Annotated in this window: 18 protein-coding genes and 1 pseudogene; 7 read left to right on the forward strand and 12 right to left on the reverse strand. The window is 70.1% G+C overall.

The genetic code is table 11. The features are described 5' to 3' along the window. The coding region (locus B9S61_RS21490; RefSeq protein ID WP_146064913.1) for a glycerate kinase at nucleotides 1-265 on the forward strand (265 nt) is incomplete at its 5' end. Between the two features lie 322 nt (nucleotides 266-587). Here B9S61_RS21490 and pssA read toward each other — a convergent pair. From pssA to B9S61_RS21535, 9 genes are all read right to left on the reverse strand, one after another. Next, nucleotides 588-1,412 (reverse strand): CDP-diacylglycerol--serine O-phosphatidyltransferase, encoded by an 825-nt coding sequence (gene pssA, locus B9S61_RS21495; protein WP_103543740.1) that lies wholly within the window; start codon nucleotides 1,410-1,412, stop codon nucleotides 588-590. A 22-nt stretch (nucleotides 1,413-1,434) separates the two neighbouring features. After that, nucleotides 1,435-2,091: a phosphatidylserine decarboxylase gene (locus B9S61_RS21500; RefSeq protein WP_103543722.1), complete on the reverse strand. Its 657-nt coding sequence runs from the start codon at nucleotides 2,089-2,091 to the stop codon at nucleotides 1,435-1,437. 170 nt (nucleotides 2,092-2,261) lie between these two features. Beyond that, nucleotides 2,262-3,467, reverse strand: coding sequence for an acyl-CoA dehydrogenase family protein (locus tag B9S61_RS21505; protein ID WP_103543723.1), 1,206 nt, complete (start codon nucleotides 3,465-3,467; stop codon nucleotides 2,262-2,264). A gap of 2 nt (nucleotides 3,468-3,469) precedes the next feature. Beyond that, nucleotides 3,470-4,039, reverse strand: a complete 570-nt coding sequence (locus tag B9S61_RS21510) for a MaoC family dehydratase (RefSeq protein WP_103543724.1) — start codon at nucleotides 4,037-4,039, stop codon at nucleotides 3,470-3,472. A 5-nt stretch (nucleotides 4,040-4,044) separates the two neighbouring features. Continuing rightward, nucleotides 4,045-5,061 (reverse strand): CoA ester lyase, encoded by a 1,017-nt coding sequence (locus B9S61_RS21515; protein ID WP_103543725.1) that lies wholly within the window; start codon nucleotides 5,059-5,061, stop codon nucleotides 4,045-4,047. Further along, nucleotides 5,058-7,085: a protein meaA gene (locus B9S61_RS21520; RefSeq protein ID WP_103543726.1), complete on the reverse strand. Its 2,028-nt coding sequence runs from the start codon at nucleotides 7,083-7,085 to the stop codon at nucleotides 5,058-5,060. The genes B9S61_RS21515 and B9S61_RS21520 overlap by 4 nt, the downstream gene beginning before the upstream one ends. A 10-nt stretch (nucleotides 7,086-7,095) precedes the next feature. Then, nucleotides 7,096-8,439, reverse strand: a complete 1,344-nt coding sequence (gene ccrA, locus B9S61_RS21525) for a crotonyl-CoA carboxylase/reductase (RefSeq protein WP_103543727.1) — start codon at nucleotides 8,437-8,439, stop codon at nucleotides 7,096-7,098. Between the two features lie 442 nt (nucleotides 8,440-8,881). After that, nucleotides 8,882-9,688, reverse strand: coding sequence for a TetR family transcriptional regulator (locus B9S61_RS21530; protein ID WP_103543741.1), 807 nt, complete (start codon nucleotides 9,686-9,688; stop codon nucleotides 8,882-8,884). A 193-nt stretch (nucleotides 9,689-9,881) separates the two neighbouring features. Next, nucleotides 9,882-11,687, reverse strand: coding sequence for a 3-hydroxyacyl-CoA dehydrogenase family protein (locus tag B9S61_RS21535; RefSeq protein WP_103543728.1), 1,806 nt, complete (start codon nucleotides 11,685-11,687; stop codon nucleotides 9,882-9,884). A 353-nt stretch (nucleotides 11,688-12,040) separates the two neighbouring features. On the opposite strand from B9S61_RS21535, the gene B9S61_RS21540 reads away from it, so the two are divergent. Continuing rightward, the gene (locus B9S61_RS21540) at nucleotides 12,041-12,646 is read left to right on the forward strand and encodes an adenylosuccinate lyase (RefSeq protein ID WP_103543729.1); all 606 of its coding nucleotides are present in this window, start codon (nucleotides 12,041-12,043) and stop codon (nucleotides 12,644-12,646) included. A gap of 103 nt (nucleotides 12,647-12,749) precedes the next feature. On the opposite strand, the gene B9S61_RS21545 is transcribed toward B9S61_RS21540, so the two are convergent. Next, nucleotides 12,750-13,277 carry a GNAT family N-acetyltransferase gene (locus tag B9S61_RS21545; protein WP_258039776.1) on the reverse strand — a complete coding sequence of 176 codons (528 nt, stop codon included), beginning with the start codon at nucleotides 13,275-13,277 and terminating at the stop codon, nucleotides 12,750-12,752. Between the two features lie 278 nt (nucleotides 13,278-13,555). On the opposite strand from B9S61_RS21545, the gene B9S61_RS21550 reads away from it, so the two are divergent. Next, on the forward strand, nucleotides 13,556-13,756 hold the full coding sequence (locus B9S61_RS21550) for a DUF805 domain-containing protein (RefSeq protein WP_103543730.1): 201 nt from the start codon (nucleotides 13,556-13,558) through the stop codon (nucleotides 13,754-13,756). A gap of 269 nt (nucleotides 13,757-14,025) precedes the next feature. After that, complete coding sequence (locus B9S61_RS21555; protein WP_103543731.1) at nucleotides 14,026-15,345, forward strand: IS4 family transposase; 1,320 nt, start codon at nucleotides 14,026-14,028, stop codon at nucleotides 15,343-15,345. A 36-nt stretch (nucleotides 15,346-15,381) separates the two neighbouring features. On the opposite strand, the gene B9S61_RS21560 is transcribed toward B9S61_RS21555, so the two are convergent. Together B9S61_RS21560 and B9S61_RS21565 are read right to left on the reverse strand one after the other, a co-directional pair. After that, the gene (locus B9S61_RS21560) at nucleotides 15,382-16,965 is read right to left on the reverse strand and encodes an alpha/beta hydrolase (protein WP_103543732.1); all 1,584 of its coding nucleotides are present in this window, start codon (nucleotides 16,963-16,965) and stop codon (nucleotides 15,382-15,384) included. 137 nt (nucleotides 16,966-17,102) lie between these two features. Further along, nucleotides 17,103-17,960, reverse strand: a pseudogene (locus B9S61_RS21565) (radical SAM protein); the annotation flags it as partial. Between the two features lie 291 nt (nucleotides 17,961-18,251). On the opposite strand from B9S61_RS21565, the gene B9S61_RS40965 reads away from it, so the two are divergent. The 3 genes from B9S61_RS40965 (at nucleotide 18,252) to B9S61_RS21585 (ending at nucleotide 21,569) form a co-directional block, all read left to right on the forward strand. Then, a complete protein-coding gene (locus B9S61_RS40965; protein WP_181007469.1) occupies nucleotides 18,252-18,524 on the forward strand; it encodes a hypothetical protein in 273 nt (90 codons plus the stop codon). A gap of 756 nt (nucleotides 18,525-19,280) precedes the next feature. Then, nucleotides 19,281-20,504, forward strand: a complete 1,224-nt coding sequence (locus tag B9S61_RS21575; RefSeq protein WP_181007470.1) for an alpha/beta fold hydrolase — start codon at nucleotides 19,281-19,283, stop codon at nucleotides 20,502-20,504. Nucleotides 20,505-21,104: 600 nt separating this feature from the next. Continuing rightward, complete coding sequence (locus B9S61_RS21585) at nucleotides 21,105-21,569, forward strand: hypothetical protein (protein WP_103543735.1); 465 nt, start codon at nucleotides 21,105-21,107, stop codon at nucleotides 21,567-21,569. Nucleotides 21,570-21,846: the final 277 nt, after the last annotated feature.

The raw sequence follows: 21,846 nt of genomic DNA on the forward strand, positions 1-21,846 counted from the left end.
GATCACCGGTGAGGGGTCCCTGGACGAGCAGACCCTGCACGGGAAGGCGCCGGCGGGGGTCGCCACCGCGGCGCGGGCGGCGGGCAAGGAGGTCATCGCGGTGTGCGGGCGGCTGGCGCTGCCGCCGGAGGCGCTGGGGCGGGCGGGGATCCGGTGGGCGTACGCCCTGACGGACCTCGAGCCGGATGTCGCGACGTGCATCGCGGAGGCGGGGCCGATCCTGGAGCGGACGGCTGAGCGGATCGCGCGGGACTTCCTGAGCTGAGTTCCTCTCGCCCCCGCCGACCTTCCCCACTCTCGACGTCGCTCGCGGGGGCCCGCATCGTCCCCGGGGCTGTGCCCTGGACGCCCTTCGGCCCTGGACGCCCTTCGGCCCTGGACGCCCTTCGGCCCTGGACGCCCTTCGGCCCTGGACGCCCTTCGGCCCTGGACGCCCTTCGGCCCTGGACGCCCTTCGGCCCTGGACGCCCTTCGGCCCTGGACGGGCCTCGTCCTCGATCGCCGGACGGGCTGGTGGGGCGGGCCTGCTCGCAAAGAAGCGGGCCCCGGACCCGACCGGGGTCCGGGGCCCATGCACAGCGGCAGCGCTACGGCAGCTGCGCCGCCCGCGCCTCACGGCTCTCGCGCCGATTGTCACGGAAGGTGTTCATCCGGCGCGCCATGGCGAACAGCGGGATCACCGCGCCCATCACGAGCTGCAGCGCGCAACCGGTCTGCAGCAGCAGCTGACCGCTCGGGGCGTCGAACGCCCAGGCCGCCAGCAGGCCCATGCTGAGCACGATCCAGGAGAGCATCGCCACCGCGAGGACGCCCCGCGGCTTCGGGTACTCGACCCGGCTCACCATCAGCCACGCAGTGCCGACGACCGCCAGCAGCGTCGCTTCGAACGGCAGCTCGAGCAGCACGATCGAGACGACCGTGAGGGCTCCGAACGGCGAGGGCATGCCCTGGAACGTGCCGTCCTTCACGGTGACGCACGAGAAGCGGGCAAGCCGCAGCACCACCGCCAACAGCACGACGATCGCGCCCACCGCCGCGACCCGCTCGTGCGCGTCGCTCGCGACCATGCCGTACACCAGTACGAAGTACGCGGGCGCCAGACCGAAGCTGATCAGATCGGAGAGGTTGTCCAGCTCGGCGCCCATCGGCGACGAGCGCAGCTTGCGGGCGACGAGGCCGTCGAACAGGTCGAAGACGGCCGCGCACAGCATCAGTATCACTGCCGTGGCCGCGCTGTTGCGGGCCATGCCCGAATCGTCACCCGAGAGGTGCGGGATCAGGATGCCGGTGGTGGTGAAGTACACCGCCATGAAGCCGCAGGTGGCGTTGCCGAGGGTGAGGGTGTCCGCTATCGACAGGCGGAGCGAGAGGGGCATCTTCTCTTCGTCGTCCGCCTCGTCGGCCTCGGGCACCCAGCCGGCCTGGGTTTCGGGATCAACCACGGTCAATGCGAGTCACCCCAGCCACGGTCTTCTGACCCACTTCGACGTCGACCTCCACGCCCTCGGGCAGGTAGATGTCGACGCGTGAGCCGAAGCGGATCAGACCGACGCGCTCGCCCTGCTCGACCTTGGTGCCCTGCGGCACGTACGGGACGATGCGGCGGGCCACCGCGCCCGCGATCTGGATCATCTCGATGTCACCGAGCTCGGTGTCGAAGTGCCACACCACCCGCTCGTTGTTCTCGCTCTCCTTGTTGAAGGCGGGAACGAAGCCACCGGGGATGTGCTCGACGGACGTCACCGTGCCGGCCAGCGGGGCGCGGTTCACGTGGACGTTGAGCGGGCTCATGAAGATCGCGACGCGGGTACGTCCGTCCTTCCAGGGCATGATGCTCTGCACCACACCGTCGGCGGGCGAGATGGCCCTGCCCTGGGTGATCTCGCGCTCGGGGTCGCGGAAGAACCACAGCATTCCCGCCGCCAGGGCGGTGGCGGGGACGGCGACGGCCTTGGCGGCACCCGAGCGGCGGGAGCGGAGCAGGCTGACGGCTGCGGTGGCGACGGTCGGCAGAAGCCACGGCGAGGCTCCGCGCGCGAGGCGTACGCCGGCGAGGCTGTCGCGAAGTGCAGAGGTTTGGCTGTGGGGCATGGATGACCTTCGTAGCGGATGATGCCGCGCAACTGCGGGGGACGGCGGCTTTCCGGCGATCGTAGCGGCTCCGGGCGACAACTGGGTAAGCCAGGCAGCCAAGTCGACGGCTGAAGAGTGCATACGGGGTGTGACCCTCTCCTCCAAGAAAACACCCCGTACCCGGACATCTAGCCCTGGAATCGATACTCTTCGAGCAGTCGACGCCCGATGATCATTTTCTGGATCTCGGCGGTGCCTTCACCGATCAGCAGCATCGGCGCCTCACGGTAGAGGCGCTCGATCTCGTACTCCTTGGAGAAGCCGTAGCCGCCGTGGATCCGGAAGGCGTCCTCCACGACCTCCTTGCAGTACTCGGAGGCGAGGTACTTCGCCATCCCTGCTTCAAGGTCGTTTCGTTCTCCGGAGTCCTTTTTGCGTGCCGCGTTCACCATCATCGCATGCGCGGCCTCCACCTTGGTAGCCATCTCGGCCAGCTTGAACTGGATGGCCTGGTGCTGGGCGATCGGCTTGCCGAACGTGTGACGCTGCTGGGCGTACTGGACACCGAGCTCGAAGGCACGCTGAGCGACGCCGCAGCCACGGGCCGCCACGTTGACCCGGCCGACCTCGACGCCGTCCATCATTTGGTAAAAACCCCGGCCGGTGACCCCGCCGAGCACCCGGTCGGCGGGAATCCGCAGGCCGTCCATGATGAGCTCGGTGGTGTCGACGCCCTTGTAGCCCATCTTGTCGATCTTGCCGGGGATGGTCAGGCCGGGGCGGACCTCGCCGAAGCCCGGCTCCTTCTCCACCAGGAAGGTCGTCATCGACTTGTGCGGCGCCGTGCCCTCGGGGTGACCCTCGTCACTTCGCACCAGTACGGCCACCAGCGACGACGTGCCGCCGTTCGTGAGCCACATCTTCTGGCCGTTCAGGACGTACTCCTCGCCGTCCTTCACCGCCTTCGAGGTGATGGCCGACACGTCGGAGCCGAGGGCCGGCTCCGACATCGAGAAGGCGCCGCGGATGTCGCCGGCCGCCATGCGCGGCAGGAAGTGGTCCTTCTGCTCCTGCGTGCCGTGCTGCTTGAGCATGTACGCCACAATGAAGTGCGTGTTGATGATGCCGGAGACCGACATCCAGCCGCGGGCGATCTCCTCCACGCACAGGGCGTAGGTGAGGAGCGACTCGCCCAGACCCCCGTACTCCTCGGGGATCATCAGGCCGAACAGACCGAGTTCCTTCAGTCCGTCGACGATTCTCTGCGGGTACTCGTCACGGTGCTCCAGCTCGGTGGCGACCGGGATGATCTCCTTGTCCACGAAGCCGCGGACGGTGGAGAGGATCTCCTGCTGGATGTCCGTCAGACCGGCGGTCTGGGCGAGACGGCTCATGACTACTTCTCCTGCTCCCTGAGCTCGGAATCAGGGGTGTCGCCCCGCAGGGGCGCCCCTTGAGGGTGGTGGTGGGAGACGGGCGGGCGGCCGGGCTGCTCACCGCCGCGCTCCTTGATGTACGTCTCGGTCGGCACCATCACCTTGCGGCGGAACACGCAGACCAGCGTGCCGTCCTGCTTGTAGCCCTTGGTCTCGACGTACACGATCCCGCGGTCGTTCTTCGACTTCGACGGCCACTTGTCGAGCACCGTCGTCTGGCCGTACACCGTGTCGCCGTGGAAGGTCGGCGCCACGTGCTTGAGCGACTCGATCTCCAGGTTGGCGATCGCCTTCCCCGAGATGTCGGGCACGGACATGCCGAGAAGGAGCGAGTAGATGTAGTTCCCGACCACCACGTTCTTGCCGAAGTCCGTCGTCTTCTCGGCGTAGTTGGTGTCCATGTGGAGCGGGTGGTGGTTCATCGTGAGGAGACAGAACAGGTGGTCGTCGTACTCGGTGACCGTCTTTCCCGGCCAGTGCTTGTACGTCGCGCCGACCTCGAACTCCTCGTAGGTGCGTCCGAACTGCATGGCGCTCAGCCCTCCGGGATCTCGAACTTGCTGGTGCGCTGCATGCCGGCGGCGCGTCCCTTGCCGGAGATGACCAGCGCCATCTTGCGGCTGGCCTCGTCGATCATCTCGTCGCCGAGCATCGCCGAGCCCTTCTTGCCGCCGGCCTCGGACGTGCAGTACTCGTACGCGTCCAGGATCAGCTCGGCGTGGTCGTAGTCCTCCTGCGACGGCGAGAAGATCTCGTTGGACGCCTCGACCTGGCCCGGGTGCAGCACCCACTTGCCGTCGAAGCCGAGCGCGGCGGCGCGCTGGGCGACCGCGCGGTAGCCGTCCACGTTGCGGATCTGCAGGTAGGGGCCGTCGATCGCCTGGAGGTTGTTGGCGCGGGCGGCCATCAGGATCTTCATCAGGATGTAGTGGTAGGCGTCCGCCGGGTAGCCGGGCGGCTGCTCGCCCACGACCAGGGACTTCATGTTGATGGACGCCATGAAGTCGGCCGGGCCGAAGATGATGGTCTCGACGCGCGGGGAGGCCTGCGCGATCTCGTTGACGTTGTTCAGGCCCTGGGCGTTCTCGATCTGCGCCTCGATGCCGATCTTCCCGACCTCGAAGCCCATCGTCTTCTCGATCTGCGTCAGCAGCAGGTCGAGCGCGACGATCTGCTGGGCGTCCTGGACCTTCGGCAGCATGATGCAGTCGAGGTTCGGGCCGGCGCCCTCGACGACCGTCACCACGTCCCGGTACGTCCACTCGGTGGTCCAGTCGTTGACGCGCACGACGCGGGTCTTGCCGGTCCAGTCGCCCTCGTTGAGGAACTTGACGATGGTGTGCCGCGCCTCGGGCTTGGCGAGCGGCGCGCAGGCGTCCTCCAGGTCCAGGAAGACCTGGTCCGCGGGGAGGCCCTGGGCCTTCTCGAGGAAGCGCGGGTTCGAGCCCGGTACCGCCAGGCAGGAGCGCCGGGGGCGAAGGCGGTTGAAGGAAAGGGGCGCGGCGGAGCCGCCCGTTGCAAGGGCGGTGGCGGGCGACGGGTGGGCCGTCATGCGGGGACCTCCAGGGGGTCGAGCTTGTTCGCGGTGCGGATCTCGTCGACGATGCGGCCGATGATCCCGGTGATGTCGAAGTCCTTCGGGGTGAAGACCGCGGCGACTCCGGCGGCCCGCAGCTGTTCGGCGTCACCGCTGGGGATGATGCCACCGGCGATCACCGGAATGTCTGTGGCACCGGCCACACGGAGCCGTTCGAGTACGTCCGGCACCAGCTGCGCGTGCGAGCCGGACAGGATGGACAGGCCCACCGCGTGCACGTCCTCCGCGAGGGCGGCGTCCACGATCTGCTCCGGGGTGAGCCGGATGCCCTGGTAGACCACCTCGAACCCGGCGTCGCGGGCCCGTACGGCGATCTGCTCGGCGCCGTTGGAGTGGCCGTCCAGGCCGGGCTTGCCGACCAGGAAGCGCAGCTTGCCGACGCCCAGGTCCCCGGCGGTCCGGTCCACCTTGCGGCGGACCTCCGACAGGGCCGAGCCGGCCTCGGCGGTGACCGCCACCGGGGCGGAGGAGACGCCGGTCGGTGCCCGGAACTCGCCGAACACCTCGCGCAGCGCCCCGGCCCACTCGCCGGTCGTGACACCGGCGCGGGCGCACTCCAGGGTGGCCTCCATGAGGTTGGCGGTGCCCTTCGCGGCCTCCTTCAGCCTCTCCAGCGCCTTGCAGGGACGCGGGTGGTTGAAGGGCGGCTGGTAGCGGGTGTCGCGCCAGTTCTGCAGCGCGGCGATGACCCGGGCCTCCACCGCGGGGTCGACCGTCTGGATCGCGGTGTCCAGATCGGCGGTCAGCGGGTTCGGCTCGGTGCCCTCGAAGGCGTTCACACCGATGATCTTCTCGTCACCGGACTCGATCCGGGCGCGGCGCGCGGCGTGCGAGGAGACGAGCTGGGACTTGAGGTAGCCCGACTCGACGGCGGCCATCGCGCCGCCCATCTCCTCGATGCGCTCCATCTCCGCGAGCGAGTCCGCGACGAGCTCCTCCACCTTCGCCCCGATCACCTTCGATCCCTCGAAGATGTCGTCGTACTCCAGCAGGTCGCTCTCGTAGGCGAGGACCTGCTGGATGCGCAGCGACCACTGCTGGTCCCACGGGCGGGGCAGGCCCAGGGCCTCGTTCCAGGCCGGCAGCTGGACGGCCCGCGCGCGGGCGTCCTTGGAGAGGGTGACGGCCAGCATCTCCAGGACGATCCGCTGGACGTTGTTCTCCGGCTGGGCCTCGGTCAGGCCGAGGGAGTTGACCTGGACGCCGTAGCGGAAGCGGCGGTGCTTGGGGTTCTCGATGCCGTACCGCTCCCGGGTGACCTGGTCCCAGATGCGGCCGAAGGCGCGCATCTTGCACATCTCCTCGACGAAGCGGACGCCCGCGTTGACGAAGAAGGAGATGCGGCCGACCACGTCGCCCATGCGTTCCTGCGGCACCTGGCCGCTGTCGCGCACGGCGTCGAGCACCGCGACGGCGGTGGACATCGCGTACGCGATCTCCTGCACCGGCGTGGCCCCGGCCTCCTGCAGGTGGTAGCTGCAGATGTTGATCGGGTTCCATTTGGGGAGGTGGGAGACCGTGTACGCGATCATGTCCGTCGTGAGGCGGAGCGACGGGCCCGGCGGGAAGACGTGCGTCCCCCGGGACAGGTACTCCTTCACGATGTCGTTCTGGGTGGTCCCCTGGAGCCGGGTGATGTCCGCGCCCTGCTCCTCGGCGACGACCTGGTAGAGCGCCAGCAGCCACATGGCGGTGGCGTTGATCGTCATCGAGGTGTTCATCTGCTCCAGGGGGATGTCCTGGAACAGCCGGCGCATGTCACCGAGATGGGCCACCGGCACCCCGACCCGGCCGACCTCGCCGCGGGCGAGGATGTGGTCGGAGTCGTAGCCGGTCTGGGTCGGCAGGTCGAAGGCGACCGACAGACCCGTCTGTCCCTTGGCGAGGTTGCGGCGGTACAGCTCGTTGGAGGCCTCGGCCGTGGAGTGACCGGCGTACGTGCGCATGAGCCACGGACGGTCCTTCTGGCGCTCTGTCATCTTCCGGCCCTCAGATGTTGCGGAAGCGGTTGATGGCGTCGATGTGCTTGGCGCGCTTCTCGTGGTCGCGCACCCCCAGGCCCTCCTCGGGCGCCAGGCACAGCACGCCGACCTTGCCCTGGTGCATGTTGCGGTGCACGTCGTGGGCGGCCTGGCCGGTGTCCTCCAGGGAGTACACCTTCGACAGGGTCGGGTGGATCTTGCCCTTCGCGACCAGCCGGTTGGCCTCCCAGGCCTCGCGGTAGTTGGCGAAGTGCGAGCCGATGATGCTCTTCAGCGACATCCACAGGTACCGGTTGTCGTACTCGTGGTTGTAGCCCGAGGTGGAGGCGCAGGTGACGATGGTGCCGCCCTTGCGGGTGACGTACACCGAGGCGCCGAAGGTCTCCCGGCCCGGGTGCTCGAAGACGATGTCCACGTCCTCGCCGCCGGTGAGTTCACGGATGCGCTTGCCGAACCGCTTCCACTCGCGCGGGTCCTGGGTGTTCTCGTCCTTCCAGAACTTGTAGCCCTCGGCGTTGCGGTCGATGATCGCCTCGGCGCCCATCCGCCGGCAGATCTCCGCCTTCTGGTCGCTGGAGACGACGCAGATCGGGTTGGCGCCGCCGGCCAGCGCGAACTGGGTGGCGTAGCTGCCGAGTCCGCCGCTCGCGCCCCAGATGAGGACGTTGTCGCCCTGCTTCATGCCGGCGCCGTTGCGGGACACCAGCTGCCGGTACGCGGTGGAGTTGACCAGGCCCGGGGCGGCGGCCTCCTCCCAGCTGAGGTGGTCGGGCTTGGGCATCAGCTGGTTGGACTTCACCAGCGCGACCTCCGCCAGGCCGCCGAAGTTGGTCTCGAAGCCCCAGATGCGCTGCTCGGGGTCGAGCATCGTGTCGTTGTGGCCGTCGCTGGACTCCAGCTCGACGGAGAGGCAGTGGGCGACGACCTCGTCACCGGGCCGCCAGGCGTTGACGCCGGGGCCGGTGCGCAGCACGACACCGGCGAGGTCGGAGCCGATGATGTGGTACGGCAGGTCGTGCCGCTTGGTGAGTTCGCTGAGCTTGCCGTAGCGCTCCAGGAACCCGAAGGTCGGCAGCGGCTCGAAGATCGAGGTCCACACCGAGTTGTAGTTGACCGAGGAGGCCATGACGGCCACCAGGGCCTCGCCCGGGCCGAGCTCGGGCAGCGGCACGTCGTCGAGGTGGATCGACTTGCGGGGGTCCTTGTCGCGGGTCTCGAGGCCCGCGAACATCTCCGTCTCGTCCTTGTGCACGGTGATCGCGCGATACGACTCGGGAAGCGGCAGGGCGGCGAAGTCCTCCGACGTGGAGTCGGGCGACTGGATCGCGGCCAGGATGTCCTTGACGGTCACGGTGTTGCCTCCGGCGATGAGCGCCCTGAGGGAGGGGCGCTGAGGGTTACGTCGGTGTGCTGCTGAGGGTCGAGGGGGGTGCCGTCGGTTCGGCGGTGGTGCTTCGGCAGCGCTTGGTGTGCGCGGGAGGTTGCCTGTGACGCAGGCGTCCGGACGTGCGGGCGGTGGGCCCGCCGGGACTCGCCCGGACTCCTTCAACGTATGGCACGCCGTGTCAGCTCGCAAGGCACTGAGTGTCAGAACCTGGGCTCAGGTGAAGTCTTTACCCATCAGATGAGCGATGATCGATCGTATGGCGCCCCGGACGCGGGCGAAAAGGGGCTCTGACATGGCAAAACGGCCACCCCGCAGGGTGGCCGTCATCACAGTGGCGAGCGCCTCTCGGCGTGCGCCTCTCGGCGTGCGCCTCGCACGCTTACCCGGCGCCGGGGAGAGCTCTCGTTCAGCGCTCCTTGAGCGCCTGTTCGATGGTCCGCATCACCTCGTGCAGCGGGGCGTCCACGTGGGCGACCGTCACCAGGACCTCGCCGTGCGCCGACGCGGCCGGCGGCCTCGGCGGCGCGGTGTGCCGGCCCGCCATGATGCCGCTGCCGAACGTCTTGCGGACGATCGCGAAGGCGTGGTCCAGCTGCGCCTCCACCTCGCCCTGACCGCCCGCCCTGAGCCAGCGCCGCAGCACGTGGTTGTGCGCGGTGACCACGGCGGACGCGGCGACCTCCGCCAGCAGCGGATCGTCGTTGGCGTCGTCGTCGTGCGCGTGCTCGTCGAAGTGGCCGAGCAGATAGCGGGTGAAAAGCCGCTCGTAGCGGGCCACCGAGGCGATCTCGGCCTCGCGCAGGGTGGGCACCTCGCGCGTCAGCTTGTAGCGGGCGACGGAGATCTCCGGCCGCGCCGCGTACATCTTCATGACCTCTTTGATGCCACGGCACACCGTGTCCAGCGGATGCTCGTGCGCGGGAGCGGCGTTGAGCACCGCCTCGGCACGCACCAGGGTGTCGTCGTGGTCGGGGAAGATCGCCTCTTCCTTGGAGCGGAAGTGGCGGAAGAAGGTGCGGCGGGCGACCCCGGCGGCGGCCGCGATCTCGTCGACGGTGGTGGCCTCGTACCCCTTCGTCGCGAACAGCTCCATCGCGGCGGCCGCCAGTTCCCGGCGCATTTTCAGCCGCTGGGCGGCGGCACGGGAGCCGGCGGCGCTCTCCGGCGGCTCGGTCGTGGCTGACGTACGTGCGGACTTGGCGGGCTGGGACATGCCCTGAACGTACTGCATGGGCGCAGCTCGATGCGCGTGAGAGGGGGTTCCCCCGCCCTCGGCGGGCGGGGGAGGGGCACCGGGGGCGGACGGCGCGAACCGGTCGGGGCCGAGCAGCCCGCCCCACTCCGCGCCGCCCCGTTCCGTGCCGCCCGACTCGGCGCGGCCCTCGAACCAGTCGCCGGGGCGCGCCTCAGCGCTTGGCATATTCGCGGAAGCCACGGCCGGTCTTCCGGCCGAGGCAGCCCGCGGCCACCAGATGCTCCAGCAGCGGCGCCGGGGCCAGCCCCGGGTCGCGGAACTCGCGGTGCAGCACCTTCTCGATGGCGAGCGAGACGTCCAGCCCGACGACGTCCAGCAGCTCGAAGGGCCCCATCGGGTAGCCGCCGCCCAGCTTCATCGCGGCGTCGATGTCGTCGAGGGAGGCGTAGTGCTCCTGCACCATCTTGATCGCGTTGTTCAGGTACGGGAACAGCAGCGCGTTCACGATGAACCCGGCCCGGTCACCGCAGTCCACGGCGTGCTTGCGGATCGTGCCGCAGACCTCGCGCACGGTGGCGTGGACGTCGTCGGCGGTCAGCACCGTACGCACCACCTCGACCAGCTTCATGGCCGGCGCGGGGTTGAAGAAGTGCATGCCGATCACGTCCTGCGGACGCGAGGTGGCACGGGCGCAGGCGATCACCGGCAGGGAGGAGGTGGTGGTGGCGAGCACCGCGCCCGGCTTGCAGACCTTGTCCAGCGTGGCGAACAGCTGCCGCTTGACCTCCAGGTCCTCGGCCACCGCCTCCACCGCGAGATCCACGTCGGCGAAGTCGTCGTAGGTACCCGTCGGACGGACCCGCTCCAGCGTCTGGGCGGCCGCCTCGGCGGTCATCCGGCCCTTGTCGACCGAGCGCGCCAGGTTCTTCCCGATCCGGGCCCTGGCACTCTGTGCCTTCTCCTCGCTGCGGGCGGCCAGGACCACCTCGTAGCCCGCCTTGGCGAACACCTCGGCGATCCCGGAGGCCATCGTGCCCGAGCCCGCGACACCCACCGAACGCACCGTGCGGCCGGCGGTCGCGGACCCGTCCTCGCGCGGGGTGAGGGAGTCGGCCACGACCGTGCCGCCGCCCGGCTCCTCGTACGTGTAGAAACCGCGCCCCGCCTTGCGGCCGGTCAGGCCCGCCTCGCTGAGCTGCTTGAGCACCGGGGCCGGGGCGTGCAGCCGGTCACGGGACTCGGCGTACATGGCCTCCAGGACCGTCCGCGCGGTGTCGACGCCGATCAGGTCGAGCAGCGCCAGCGGGCCCATCGGCAGACCGCAGCCCAGCCGCATCGCGGCGTCGATGTCCTCACGCGAGGCGTAGTTGGCCTCGTACATCGCGGCGGCCTGGTTGAGATAGCCGAACAGCAGGCCGTCGGCGACGAATCCGGGCCGGTCACCGACCGCCACGGGCTCCTTGCCCAGGTCCAGGGCGAGGTCGGTGACGGCGGTGACGGCCGAGGGTGCGGTCAGCACCGAGGAGACGACCTCCACCAGCTTCATCGCGGGCGCCGGGTTGAAGAAGTGCATGCCCAGCACCCGCTCGGGGCGGGCGGAGTCGGCGGCGAGCCGGGTGACGGACAGGGCGTTCGTACCGGTCGCCAGGATGGTCTCCGGCCGCACGATGCCGTCGAGCTCGCGGAAGATCTGGTGCTTGATCTCGTACGACTCCGGCGCCACCTCGATCACCAGGTCGGCGTCGGCGGCGGCCGAGAGCGCGGTGGAGGTGGTGACGCGGGCGAGGAGGTCCGCGCGCTGCGGTTCGGTGAGCCGGCCGCGCTCCACGGCGCGGGCGGTCGAGGCCTCCAGGGCGGCGACGCACTTCGCCGTCTGGGCCTCGCCGATGTCGATGCCGACGACGTCGCGGCCGGCCGCGGCCAGGACCTCGGCGATGCCGGTGCCCATCGTGCCGAGGCCGACCACGGCGACGGTCCGGAGCGGGGACAGGGGAGTGTCGGACTGGGGAGTGGCCATCGCGGGACTCCAGGAATGAGGGTGACGACGGGAGACACGCCCGGGTGCGCCGGAAGGCGCACCGGGTGCGTGCGGGATGCGGGTGTGGACCGGGCTGCGAGCGCACACGCCCGGTGCCGCCGAGAGAACGGCGGTGGATCCGACCGGCCCTGTCCCGGGGCCGAGCCGTACTGCGGTACACGGGGTACCGAACCGACTGCGACTCACTGCGGCCGCGTCACCAGACCGCCGTGAGGAGGGTAGCGAGTGGGTAACCCGCTCGTCTGAGATTAACTCGCGGGTAACGAGCGCGCCAGTCCCCGGGTTTGTGATGTACGTCCCGTGCGCGGCGTCCGGCCTCTAACCTCTGGGACATGGACGAAGAGTTGCGATCGCTCACGGAGCGCTTACGCAAGGAGTCGGGCGGATCGGCGGCGTACGGCCGTCTCCTGGACACCGACGACCCCGACACCCTGGCCGCTGTCCTCACCGCGCCCGGACAGCCGCTGTGGGCACGGGAACTGGCCGCGTTCCGGCTGGGAGTGGCCGGGGACCGGCGGGCCTTCGAAGCGCTCGTCCTCCTCCTCAACCACCGTGACCCGCCGCGCTGCGCCTCCGCCGCCCACGCCCTCGCCCGCCTCGGAGACCCGCGCACCGCCCGCGCCGCCGCCGCCCTCGCCACCAACGAACTCCGCGTCGCCTACGCTTTGCACCCCGTCCGTCTGCTCGCCGGACTGCGCGCCCCCGAGTCCGTACCGGCCCTGATCACCACCCTGCGACGCCGGCTGCGCCCCCACGACCCCTACCGCCGGGTCGCCCTCGCCTGCGTGGAGGGACTGGGCGAACTCGGCGACCCGCGCGCCGAACCCGTGCTCAACGAGGCCCTCGCCCACCCGCCGCTGGCAGAAGCGGCGGTGCACGCCCTGGCCCGCATTCCCCGGCAGGGGGCCGGCCGGGGCCGGATCCCCGGACAGCGCTAGGCCTGTCCGGCGGGACAAGGCGGGACAAGGGAAGGGGGAGTGGGGCGCCGGCGCGGGGCGTCGGCAACCGACGGCAACGCCGCGGGCGGGCCTGCCGGACCCGTCAGCCGGCGAGGTCCTTCACGTACCGGACCTCGGGCACCGCCACCCCGTCCACCTCGAAGGGCTCCTCCGCACCGTCCGCGCCGAACCCCGCGCGCTCGTAGAAACGGCGGGCGCGGGTGTTGTCCCTCAGGACCCACAGGTACATGCTCCGGTGGCCGGCGGTGGCGCAGCGGTGGACCGCCTCGGTCAGCAGGGTCCGTCCCACACCTCGGCCGATGCGCTCGGGAGGCAGATAGAGGGCGTACAACTCGGCGTCCCCGGTGCGCACCTCGCCGTCCCGGTACGGACCGAACGCGGCCCATCCCGCGAGTTCGCCGCCCTCCGCCTCGGCGACCAGGCTGACCACGCTGCCGTCGTTCGCCAGTAGGCGTGCGCGATGCCGCTCGGCGTCCGCCCCGATGTCGAGACCGTCGAGGTGGGACTGCGGGACGAGACCCCGGTACGCGTGCTGCCACCCGCGGATCCGCATCGTGGCCACGCCCTCGCAGTCACCGGCGGTCATGGGCCGCAGCAGCAGGCCGCTCATGAGCCGGTCACCGCGTGGGTCTCGATCTCGGCCGGGCAACGCCGCGGACAGGGGGCGGGGACGCGGGTCAGGTGACTCATGCGCTCATCATGGACCACGGGTACGACGTCCCGTCCCCGACGGAACTTCAGGACCGCGGGACCGCGTGCCCGTCGGGCTCCGGCCGACCGCCGGGACACGTGCCGCTCCTGTCCCGTGCCCGTCCTGGACGTTGGCGTGAATCCGCCTGTGGACAACGGATCAGCACAGGCCAGGTGACTTGTTGACCCGTCGGCCCGATCCACGGCCTCGCCGTCCTCCTCCCGAACCTGGGCGTCACCGTCCGCCGCCTCCCCGACACGGGCCGCTCGGGCTGGTGGTGTTCCATCGCCCTCATCCCGCTGGTCGGCGTGATCGTCCTCATCGTCTTCCCGGCGACCGAGGGCAACCGGGCCGGCGACAAGTACGGCCCCGACCCGAAGTACGTCCCGACGGCCTGAGGCCCACGGCCGACGGCTCGTCACATTGCCCTCAGGTGCCCGTCGGCCATGTGCCGACGGGCACCGTCGTGACGGTCCACGGCCCCGGCTCTAGCCGCAAGGCCGTGAAGTTATGGGTGGGGTGGGGTTGTCCAGAGGGCAGTAGGCGGCGGTTTCGCCGGACATGAAGAGCGGAGCCCCGGTAGAACTGGCAGTCGACCAAGACAAGCCGTTCACAAAGACCGGAGGCTCCGCTGTCCGAACAGTGTGCCATCACGCGTGTCGTCACGGTGGCTGGAGGCCGGTTTGCGCCTGGTCATCTCGGTGAGCTCACCCAGCTGGTGCCCTTCGAGACGGTCGACGAGGCGCTGAGGGTGACCAGGTCCGTGCAGTCCCGGGTTCGGGATCTGCCTTCCCGGGTTGTGGTCTACCTGATCCTGGCTGCCTGCTTGTTCCCGGAGACGGGATACCCCGGTGTGTGGCGCAAGCTCACCGGGTCGCTGGGCGGCCTGCCGGTGGCGGTGCCGACAGCCAGCGCGCTCGCCCAGGCCCGCCGACGCCTCGGTGGCAAGCCACTGCGGTGGCTGTTCGACCTGCTGCGCGGACCGGCGTCGACCCCGCACGGTCCGGGGTCCCGCTGGCGCGGTCTTCTGGTGGTCGCGCTCGACGGCACCACCATGACGGTCCCCGACGCCCCCGCTGTCCTGCGCAGGTTCACCAAGCAGGCGGGCAATCACGGCGGGACCGGATACCCGCAACTGCGTCTACTTGCTCTGGTCGCCTGTGGCACGCGGACCTTGATCGACGTGGTGTTCAACCCCACCACAGCGGGTGAGACCACTTACGCTCCGCGTCTGGTGCCCAGCCTGCGGCCGGGAATGATCCTGCTGGCAGACCGCAACTTCGGCGCGAAGGGTCTGCTGGCCGACATCGCGGCCACCGGTGCCGAGGTCCTGGTCCGGCTCAAGAGCGGCCGCAGGATGCCGGTCCTGGCCCGTTTCCCCGACGGTTCCCACCTCTCCACGCTCGGCGAGCTGCGTGTCCGTGTCATCGACTGCGAGATCACCGTCACCACCGCCGCCGGGAAGCACACCGGTCACTACCGGCTGGCCACCACTTTGCTCGGCCACCACCGTCACCCGGCGGCGGAGCTGACTGCCCTCTATCACCAGCGCTGGGAGATCGAGACGGCCTACCTGGAACTGAAGTCGACCATCCTTGGGGGCCGTGTCCTGCGGGCCCGCACCCCCGAGGGCATCGACCAGGAGATATACGCCCTGCTGGTCGTCTATCAGCTGCTGCGGACCGCGATGGCGGACGCGGCCGGCACCCGGCCGGGCACCGACCCGGACCGGGCCAGCTTCTCCATCGCCTGGCAGACTGCCCGCGACCAGGTCGTCCTGGCCGCGGGTGTCATCGCCGACAGCGTCATCGATCTGGCCGGCACCATCGGGCGACACGTCCTGGCAGACCCGCTGCCGACACGGCGGCTACGGGTCAGCCCCCGCCTCGTCAAACGCGCCATCTCCAAGTACCAGGCCCGCGGCCCTCGCATCAACCGCACCAGCTACACCACCAGCATCGACATCCTCACGGCCACCGGCCCTTGACGACCTGCCCCAACCGCAAACTTCACGGCCTTGGCTCTAGCCCCGGAAGCCGAGCAGGCCGTGCAGGGTCGAGCCGCGGGCCGTGCTCGGTGCCGCCTTCGACGTCAGCGGCTTCGGATCGGGCAGCGCCGCGCACACCGCGTCGGCCTCGCCCCGGCCTCCGCGTGGCACGGTCCCGTCCGCGAGATAGGCCGCCAGATGCCGGTCCAGACAGGCGTTCCCGCTCAGCGTGATGCCGTGGTTGCCGCTGCCGGACTCGACCACCAGAGCGGATTTCGTCAGCAGCCGGTGGACGGTGGCACCGCCGTGGTACGGCGTCGCCGCGTCGTCCGTCGCCTGGAACAGCAGCGCGGGCGGCAGGTCGTTGTTGCCGTTGACGCGCTCCGGACGCAGGGACTCCGTCGGCCAGAACGCGCACGGCGCGTTGTACCAGGCGTTGTTCCAGGCCATGAACGGGGCGCGCTCGTACATCTCCCAGTTGTCCTTGCGCCACTGCGCCCAGTCACGCGGCCACGGGGCGTCCCGGCACTCGACGGCCGTGTAGACGCTGTAGCCGTTGTCCCCGGAGGCGTCGTTCGAGCCGAAGTTCTCGTACGCCTCGACCAGCGGCCCGGCGTCCCCGTCGTTCACGTAGGACGCGAACGCCTCCGCCAGATACGGCCAGTAGCCGTTGTAGTAACCGCCCGGGATGTAGGTGTCCTCCAGTTCGGCGGCGCCCACCCTGCCGCCCGCCGGCTCCTTCTTCAGCTCCGCGCGCATCGCGTACCACTTGACCTCGATCTTCTCCGCGTCGGTGCCGAGACGGTACGCCGAGTCGTACTTGGCCACCCAGTCCATGAAGGCCCGGTGGCGGTCGTTGAAGGCGTGGTTCTGGTTCAGGTTGGCGTCGTACCAGACCTCGGTGGGGTCGACCACCGAGTCCAGGACCAGCCGCCGTACCCGCTGCGGGAACAGCTTGGCGTAGGCGGTGCCCAGGTAGGTGCCGTAGGAGTAGCCGAAGTAGTTGATCCGCTTCGCGCCGAGGGCCCGCCGGATCACGTCCATGTCGCGCACCGTGGCACCCGTGTTGATGTGCGGCAGCACATCGCCGTACTTCCTGCCGCAGGCCTCGGCGAAGGACTTCGCCCGCTCCAGCCCCGCCCGCTCCACCTCGGGCGACGCGGGCACCGGGTCGGGGCGCACCGGGCCGAAGTGGTCCGGCGCGCAGTTCAGCGCGGGCTCGCTCGCGCCGACCCCGCGCGGGTCGAAGCCGATGACGTCGTACTGGGCGGCCACCTTCGCCGGCAGCGACGACGCCACGAACCCGGCCAGCGTCAGTCCGCTGCCGCCGGGGCCGCCCGGGTTCACCAGCAGGGGCCCCTGGTACTTCTTCGCGGTGTGCGGGACGCGGGACAGCGCGAGCGTGATCGTCCGCCCGGTGGGGTCGGAGTGGTCGAGCGGCACCTGGACGGAGGCGCACTGAAGTCTCGGGTAGTCGTCGGTGCCGCACTTCTTCCACGCGGGCTTCGCGGTGTGGACGGGTTCCGCGGCGCGCGGAGTGCCGGCCTCGGCGGGGACGGCCGTGACGCTCCCGGCCAGGACGACGGCGGCACCGCACAGCACGGCTGCGCGTTTTCTCATGGGGGTCCTCCCAGGACGGAGGTGCTGCGGGCCGCGAGGCTCACGGCCCACGCGGCATCGTCCCGATGTGGGGCCCCGTATGAACGTGTTCCATCAATTGTTGACCCAATCGGGCCGCCGGATGCCCCCGGATGCGCTCAGAGAAGCGTCAGCTGGGTCGGCTCGGCCCCCGGCTGCCCGGTGGGCCCGGCAGGATCCGTGACCTCGGCCGGCCGGACCCGCCGGGGCATGCCCGCGCGGGCCGGGCCGATGCCGTACTCCCCGGCCAGCTCGTGCACCTGACGGGTGATCCGGCGCTGGTACCACTTCGGCGCGTACGCCCCCTCCGCGTACAGCCGTGCGTAGCGGGCGACCAGGTGCGGATGGTGCCGTTCCAGCCAGGACATGAACCACTCGCGGGCGCCGGGCCGCAGATGCAGCACCAGTGGGGTGACGGAGGTGGCGCCGGCGCCCGCCACGGCCCGCACGGTCGCCCGCAGCTGGTCCGGGCGGTCGCTCAGGAACGGGATCACGGGGGCCATCAGCACCCCGCAGCCGATGCCCTGCCCGGCGAGCGCCCGGACCACGTCCAGCCGCCGCTCGGGGGCCGGTGTGCCCGGCTCCACCGCGTGCCACGGCGTCTCGTCAGTGAAACCCACCGAGACGGAGACGCCGACGTCGGTCACCTCGGCGGCCTGGCGCAGCAGCGGGAGGTCCCGGAGGATCAGCGTGCCCTTGGTGAGGATCGAGAACGGGTTCGCGTGGTCGCGCAGGGCGGCGAGGATGCCCGGCATCAGCCGGTAGCGGCCCTCCGCGCGCTGGTAGCAGTCGACGTTCGTCCCCATCGCGATGTGCTCGCCCTGCCAGCTCCGGGACGACAGCCGGCGGCGCAGCAGCTCGGGCGCGTTCACCTTGACCACGATCTGGCTGTCGAAGCCGAGCCCGGTGTCGAGGTCGAGACAGCTGTGGGTCCTGCGGGCGAAGCAGTAGACGCACGTTCTGCTACACCCCATATACGTGTGCGGTCACCGACGAGAAGGCGGCGAAGACCCGCAGTGGGCACCGCTACGACCGGGACGCCCCGGCGTACGGCCTGCAACTCATGATGCCGGACGACGTCCTGTCCGGTCTGCGGAAGTTGTGGGACATCCAGACGCGTCCGACCATCATCGTTGTCTCCGGCGGCGAGCCGATGATGCAGCAGCAGGCCCTGATTCCCGTGCAACAGCAGCTGCGCGGCCGGGGCAACGAGGCACATCGAGACGGCCGGCACGATCCCGCCGACCGCCGCGTTCGACTCCGTCGTCATGCAGTACAACGTGTCGCCGAAGCCGGCGAACAGCGGGAACCGGCTGTCCAAGCGATACAAGCCGGCGGTCCTCGCCGCCCTACGCGACACGGGCAAGGCGTGGTTCAAGTTCGTCGTCACCGAGGACCATGAACGGGATCGCGCTGAGATCGACCACATCGTCGCGGAGGTACCGCTGCCGGTGCAGCGCGTGATGGTGATGCCGGTTCCTCTTGGAAGGGGAACGGAGCCTGCCGTGTGCAACCCTCGACGAGCTGAAGAGCCGTCTTGACTGAGGGCACCGATTCCTGCTCCGCCTCGGTCAAGGAAGTCGTCTCGGCGGCGGACACAGCCAGGGCTTCGACCAGCTCCTCCCGCGCGATCACCCGCCGGTCCAGCTCGATCTCCGCGGCCTCCAACACCTCAGCCGGCCGCGCGACTTCCTCCCGCAGGTCCTCCACCGGCACACGGGCAGCCGCCTCCCGCTCCTCCAGCACCGACGCCACCGCGCACCCCTCGACCATCAAGCGGACACAAGACGTCGGAATGCCTCCCGCACGCCGAGCGAGACCGTGCCTGACCAGCAGAAATCAAGAGATCACGTTCGGTTGAGATACGGCTTCCATGAGCACCAGGACGGCTTCGTCTCGCCTGGCATGCCCACGAGCAGGTCCGGGGGAGCCGTCGTCTATGTGGCCGCCCAGGCAGACAGCAGTGCACCCATGGCTTCCTCGGCCTCTGCCGTCCACGGGATCACGACCGATGTCCTGTAGGACGGCTCCTGTCGTCGGCGGAGACGGCCCGCCGGACCGTGCAGGTGTGCAAGTGCACCGCGAGTGCATGCACGCCGTCGGAGGGCCTTGATGGGACGCGCTGCGGGATCCCGGTTTCCGTTCGGGCACGGCTCCGCCTTCCCGGTCACCTCAAGCGGCGTCCTGCCTGCGACGCGGGCCAGGTGTCCGTGGCCGGCTGTATGTCGGCGTGGCTGTCACTCGTTCATGTGTACGCAGATAGGAGGGAGTTGTACGCTGCAAAGGTGAAGGGGGACATGTATCGCTTCGGTGAGTACGAGCTGGACATGGCTCGGCACCAGCTCCGGCGGGCCGGTGAACCGGCCCACGTCGAGCCCCGGGCCCTGGACCTGCTGCGACATCTGGTCGAGCACCGTGACCGCGTGGTGCCGAAGACCGAGCTGCTCGACGAGGTGTGGGGGGACCGTTTCGTCAGCGAGGCCGCGCTCACCACGGCGCTGCGGACCGCGCGGCTGGCCGTGGATGACACCGGCAGTCGGCAGCAGGTGATCAGAACGGTGCACCGGCGGGGTTACCAGTTCGTGGCTGAGGCGACAGCCGTCGGGGCGGGGGCGCCGCCCGTCGGCCCCGGCACAGAGGCCGGTGTGCAGTCGGCGGAGGTCGGTGGGCCGCTCGGCGCCGATCGTCAGACCATTCGGTTCTGCCGGGCAGGTGACGGCACGCGCATCGCGTATGCCGCCGTCGGCGCGGGCCCGCCGCTGCTCAAGGCGGCCAACTGGATGTCCCATCTCGGCCTGGAGTGGACGACTCCGGTGTGGTCGCACTGGCTGAGAGGGCTCGCCCGCAACCGTCGGCTGATCCGCTACGACGAGCGCGGGTGCGGCCTCTCCGACTGGGTGGTGCCGCGCTTCACGTTCGAGGACTGGGTCGACGACCTGGAGACCGTGGTCGAGGCCGTGGGGCTCGACAGGTTCCCTCTGCTCGGGGTGTCACAGGGTGGTGCGGTGGCGGTCGCTTATGCCGTACGCTATCCGGAGAGGGTGAGTCGGCTGATTCTCGCCGGGGCCTACGCCCGAGGACGGCAGGTCCGGGCCCGAAGTGAGACCGAGGGCGCCGAGGCGGCCCTCGACCTGGATGTGGCCCGGGTGGGATGGATCCACCAGAACCCCAGATTTCTGCGGGTCTTCGCCTCCCAGTTCCTGCCCGATGGCACACCGGAGGACTGGGACGAGTTCACCGCTTTGCAGCGGCAGACGACCTCGCCGTCCAACGGGGTCCGCTTCCTTGAGGAGTTCGCCCGGATCGACGTGTCTGACATCGCCCACAAGGTGGCCTGTCCGACGCTGATCCTCCACTCCCGGGACGACGAGCGGGTGCCGGTCTCGCAGGCCAATGAGCTGGCCGCACTGATTCCCGACAGCCGGCTGGTCCTGCTCAAGAGCCGCAGTCACCTGCTCACCGCGTTCGAACCGGCCTGGGACGAGTTCCTGTCGCACATCGACGCCTTCCTGACCGAGTGAGCCGCGTGGCCTCGGAATCCGGCAGCCGAGGCGTCGCCGGCCGCTGCCAGCACCCGGACGGTCGTGACCGCGTCATCAGCCACTCGGGCTGATGACGTCGGTCCCGGCGACCTGGCGCGCGGGGCGAAGGAGTCAGCGGCCGCGCGATCTCCCCTGGGACGCCTGCGTCCGAATCTCCTTGCCGGAGCCCTGCCAGGGCTGTCCCCAGAGCTGCTCGGCCTGATTCCCCGGGCGTGCCCGCGCCGGCCCGCGTACGGGCTGCGCGATCTCCGGCCGTCTGCTGTTGCTGGTGCTCAGGGCGCGGCCTGCAGCGCACAAAGCGAACATCCCGGCAGCCTCCCCCACCCCGTCCCCGTTGGCGCCCGGTTCGCCGGACGTGGTGCTCACGCGCGCCCCGTCAAACCGGCTCGCCACTGAGAGAAGCGCCCTCAGACCGTCCTCAGCCCACCCTCAGAGGAGCCTCAGACCTCCATCAAGTCTTGGACCCCCGGCGAACCCGATGCTTGAGCGGTGCCAGGCCGAGGAGCAGTGGTGGGGGCATCTCCCCCGGTCCGGCACTTACCTCAGACACGGGACACACGAGAGAGAGAAGGACAGAAGATGCGACTCGACAACACCAGGACGTCCGGCCGGGACCGGACTCGTCGGGGGCTGTCGCTGCTGATCGCGACGGGGGCCGGGCTGGGCTCCCTGCTGCTGGGAACGCTTCCGGCGCAGGCCAACGACACCACCAAGACGGTGGCGGCGGACGGCCAGTCGATCACGTTCGCCACGAGCGACAGCAGCCGCGACGTCAGCGGCACCGTCTCCTTCGTGGTCAAGTCGGACGGCAACTGGTCGATCGCGGGGAACGCGCACAACTCGAATCTGCTCGTCCGCACCTTCCACTGGACTTGTGACCTGACGTGGGACGCGGCGGAGGTCACGCACACGACCGGCAAGAAGGCCGTACCCGGCAACACGACCCGCAGCATCAGCTCGGCGGCGTACGACCCCGCCGTCCAGGCGGACTTCGCCGACATCGCCGCCCGGGGCAGGGCCGACTGCGACATCGTCATCGGCTAGCCGCACGCCGTTCGCACAGTTCGGCACACCGGCCCGGCAAGACCACCGGCGTCCGTGAAGCCGTCCGCCGACCTCACGGACGCCGGATCGGGGATCGACCCCAAGGGTCCTGACCGAATCCGGCGTCACCGAGATCCAGCAGTAACCGCCCTCTGACGGGCGAGGGCCCACCGGCCGACGCAGTGCCGGTGGGCCCTCGCCCGTCGCTCATCTCCTCCCGGTGCTGCCGCGATGAAGCCGGACCGGCCGCGGCGGCACCGATGCGTCTGCCCGGACC

The sequence above is a fragment of the Streptomyces sp. SM1 genome, from assembly GCF_002910825.1.
Taxonomy (GTDB): Bacteria; Actinomycetota; Actinomycetes; order Streptomycetales; family Streptomycetaceae; genus Streptomyces; species Streptomyces okerensis.

Coding starts and splice junctions, on each gene's coding strand:
- B9S61_RS21500 (WP_103543722.1), bottom strand. CDS start 2,091: ATGCCCCACAGCCAAACCTCTGCACTTCGCGACAGCCTCGCCGGCGTA.
- B9S61_RS21505 (WP_103543723.1), bottom strand. CDS start 3,467: ATGAGCCGTCTCGCCCAGACCGCCGGTCTGACGGACATCCAGCAGGAG.
- B9S61_RS21510 (WP_103543724.1), bottom strand. CDS start 4,039: ATGCAGTTCGGACGCACCTACGAGGAGTTCGAGGTCGGCGCGACGTAC.
- B9S61_RS21515 (WP_103543725.1), bottom strand. CDS start 5,061: ATGACGGCCCACCCGTCGCCCGCCACCGCCCTTGCAACGGGCGGCTCC.
- B9S61_RS21520 (WP_103543726.1), bottom strand. CDS start 7,085: ATGACAGAGCGCCAGAAGGACCGTCCGTGGCTCATGCGCACGTACGCC.
- B9S61_RS21530 (WP_103543741.1), bottom strand. CDS start 9,688: ATGTCCCAGCCCGCCAAGTCCGCACGTACGTCAGCCACGACCGAGCCG.
- B9S61_RS21535 (WP_103543728.1), bottom strand. CDS start 11,687: ATGGCCACTCCCCAGTCCGACACTCCCCTGTCCCCGCTCCGGACCGTC.
- B9S61_RS21540 (WP_103543729.1), top strand. CDS start 12,041: ATGGACGAAGAGTTGCGATCGCTCACGGAGCGCTTACGCAAGGAGTCG.
- B9S61_RS21545 (WP_258039776.1), bottom strand. CDS start 13,277: ATGAGCGGCCTGCTGCTGCGGCCCATGACCGCCGGTGACTGCGAGGGC.
- B9S61_RS21560 (WP_103543732.1), bottom strand. CDS start 16,965: ATGAGAAAACGCGCAGCCGTGCTGTGCGGTGCCGCCGTCGTCCTGGCC.
- B9S61_RS40965 (WP_181007469.1), top strand. CDS start 18,252: ATGCAGTACAACGTGTCGCCGAAGCCGGCGAACAGCGGGAACCGGCTG.
- B9S61_RS21575 (WP_181007470.1), top strand. CDS start 19,281: ATGTATCGCTTCGGTGAGTACGAGCTGGACATGGCTCGGCACCAGCTC.
- B9S61_RS21585 (WP_103543735.1), top strand. CDS start 21,105: ATGCGACTCGACAACACCAGGACGTCCGGCCGGGACCGGACTCGTCGG.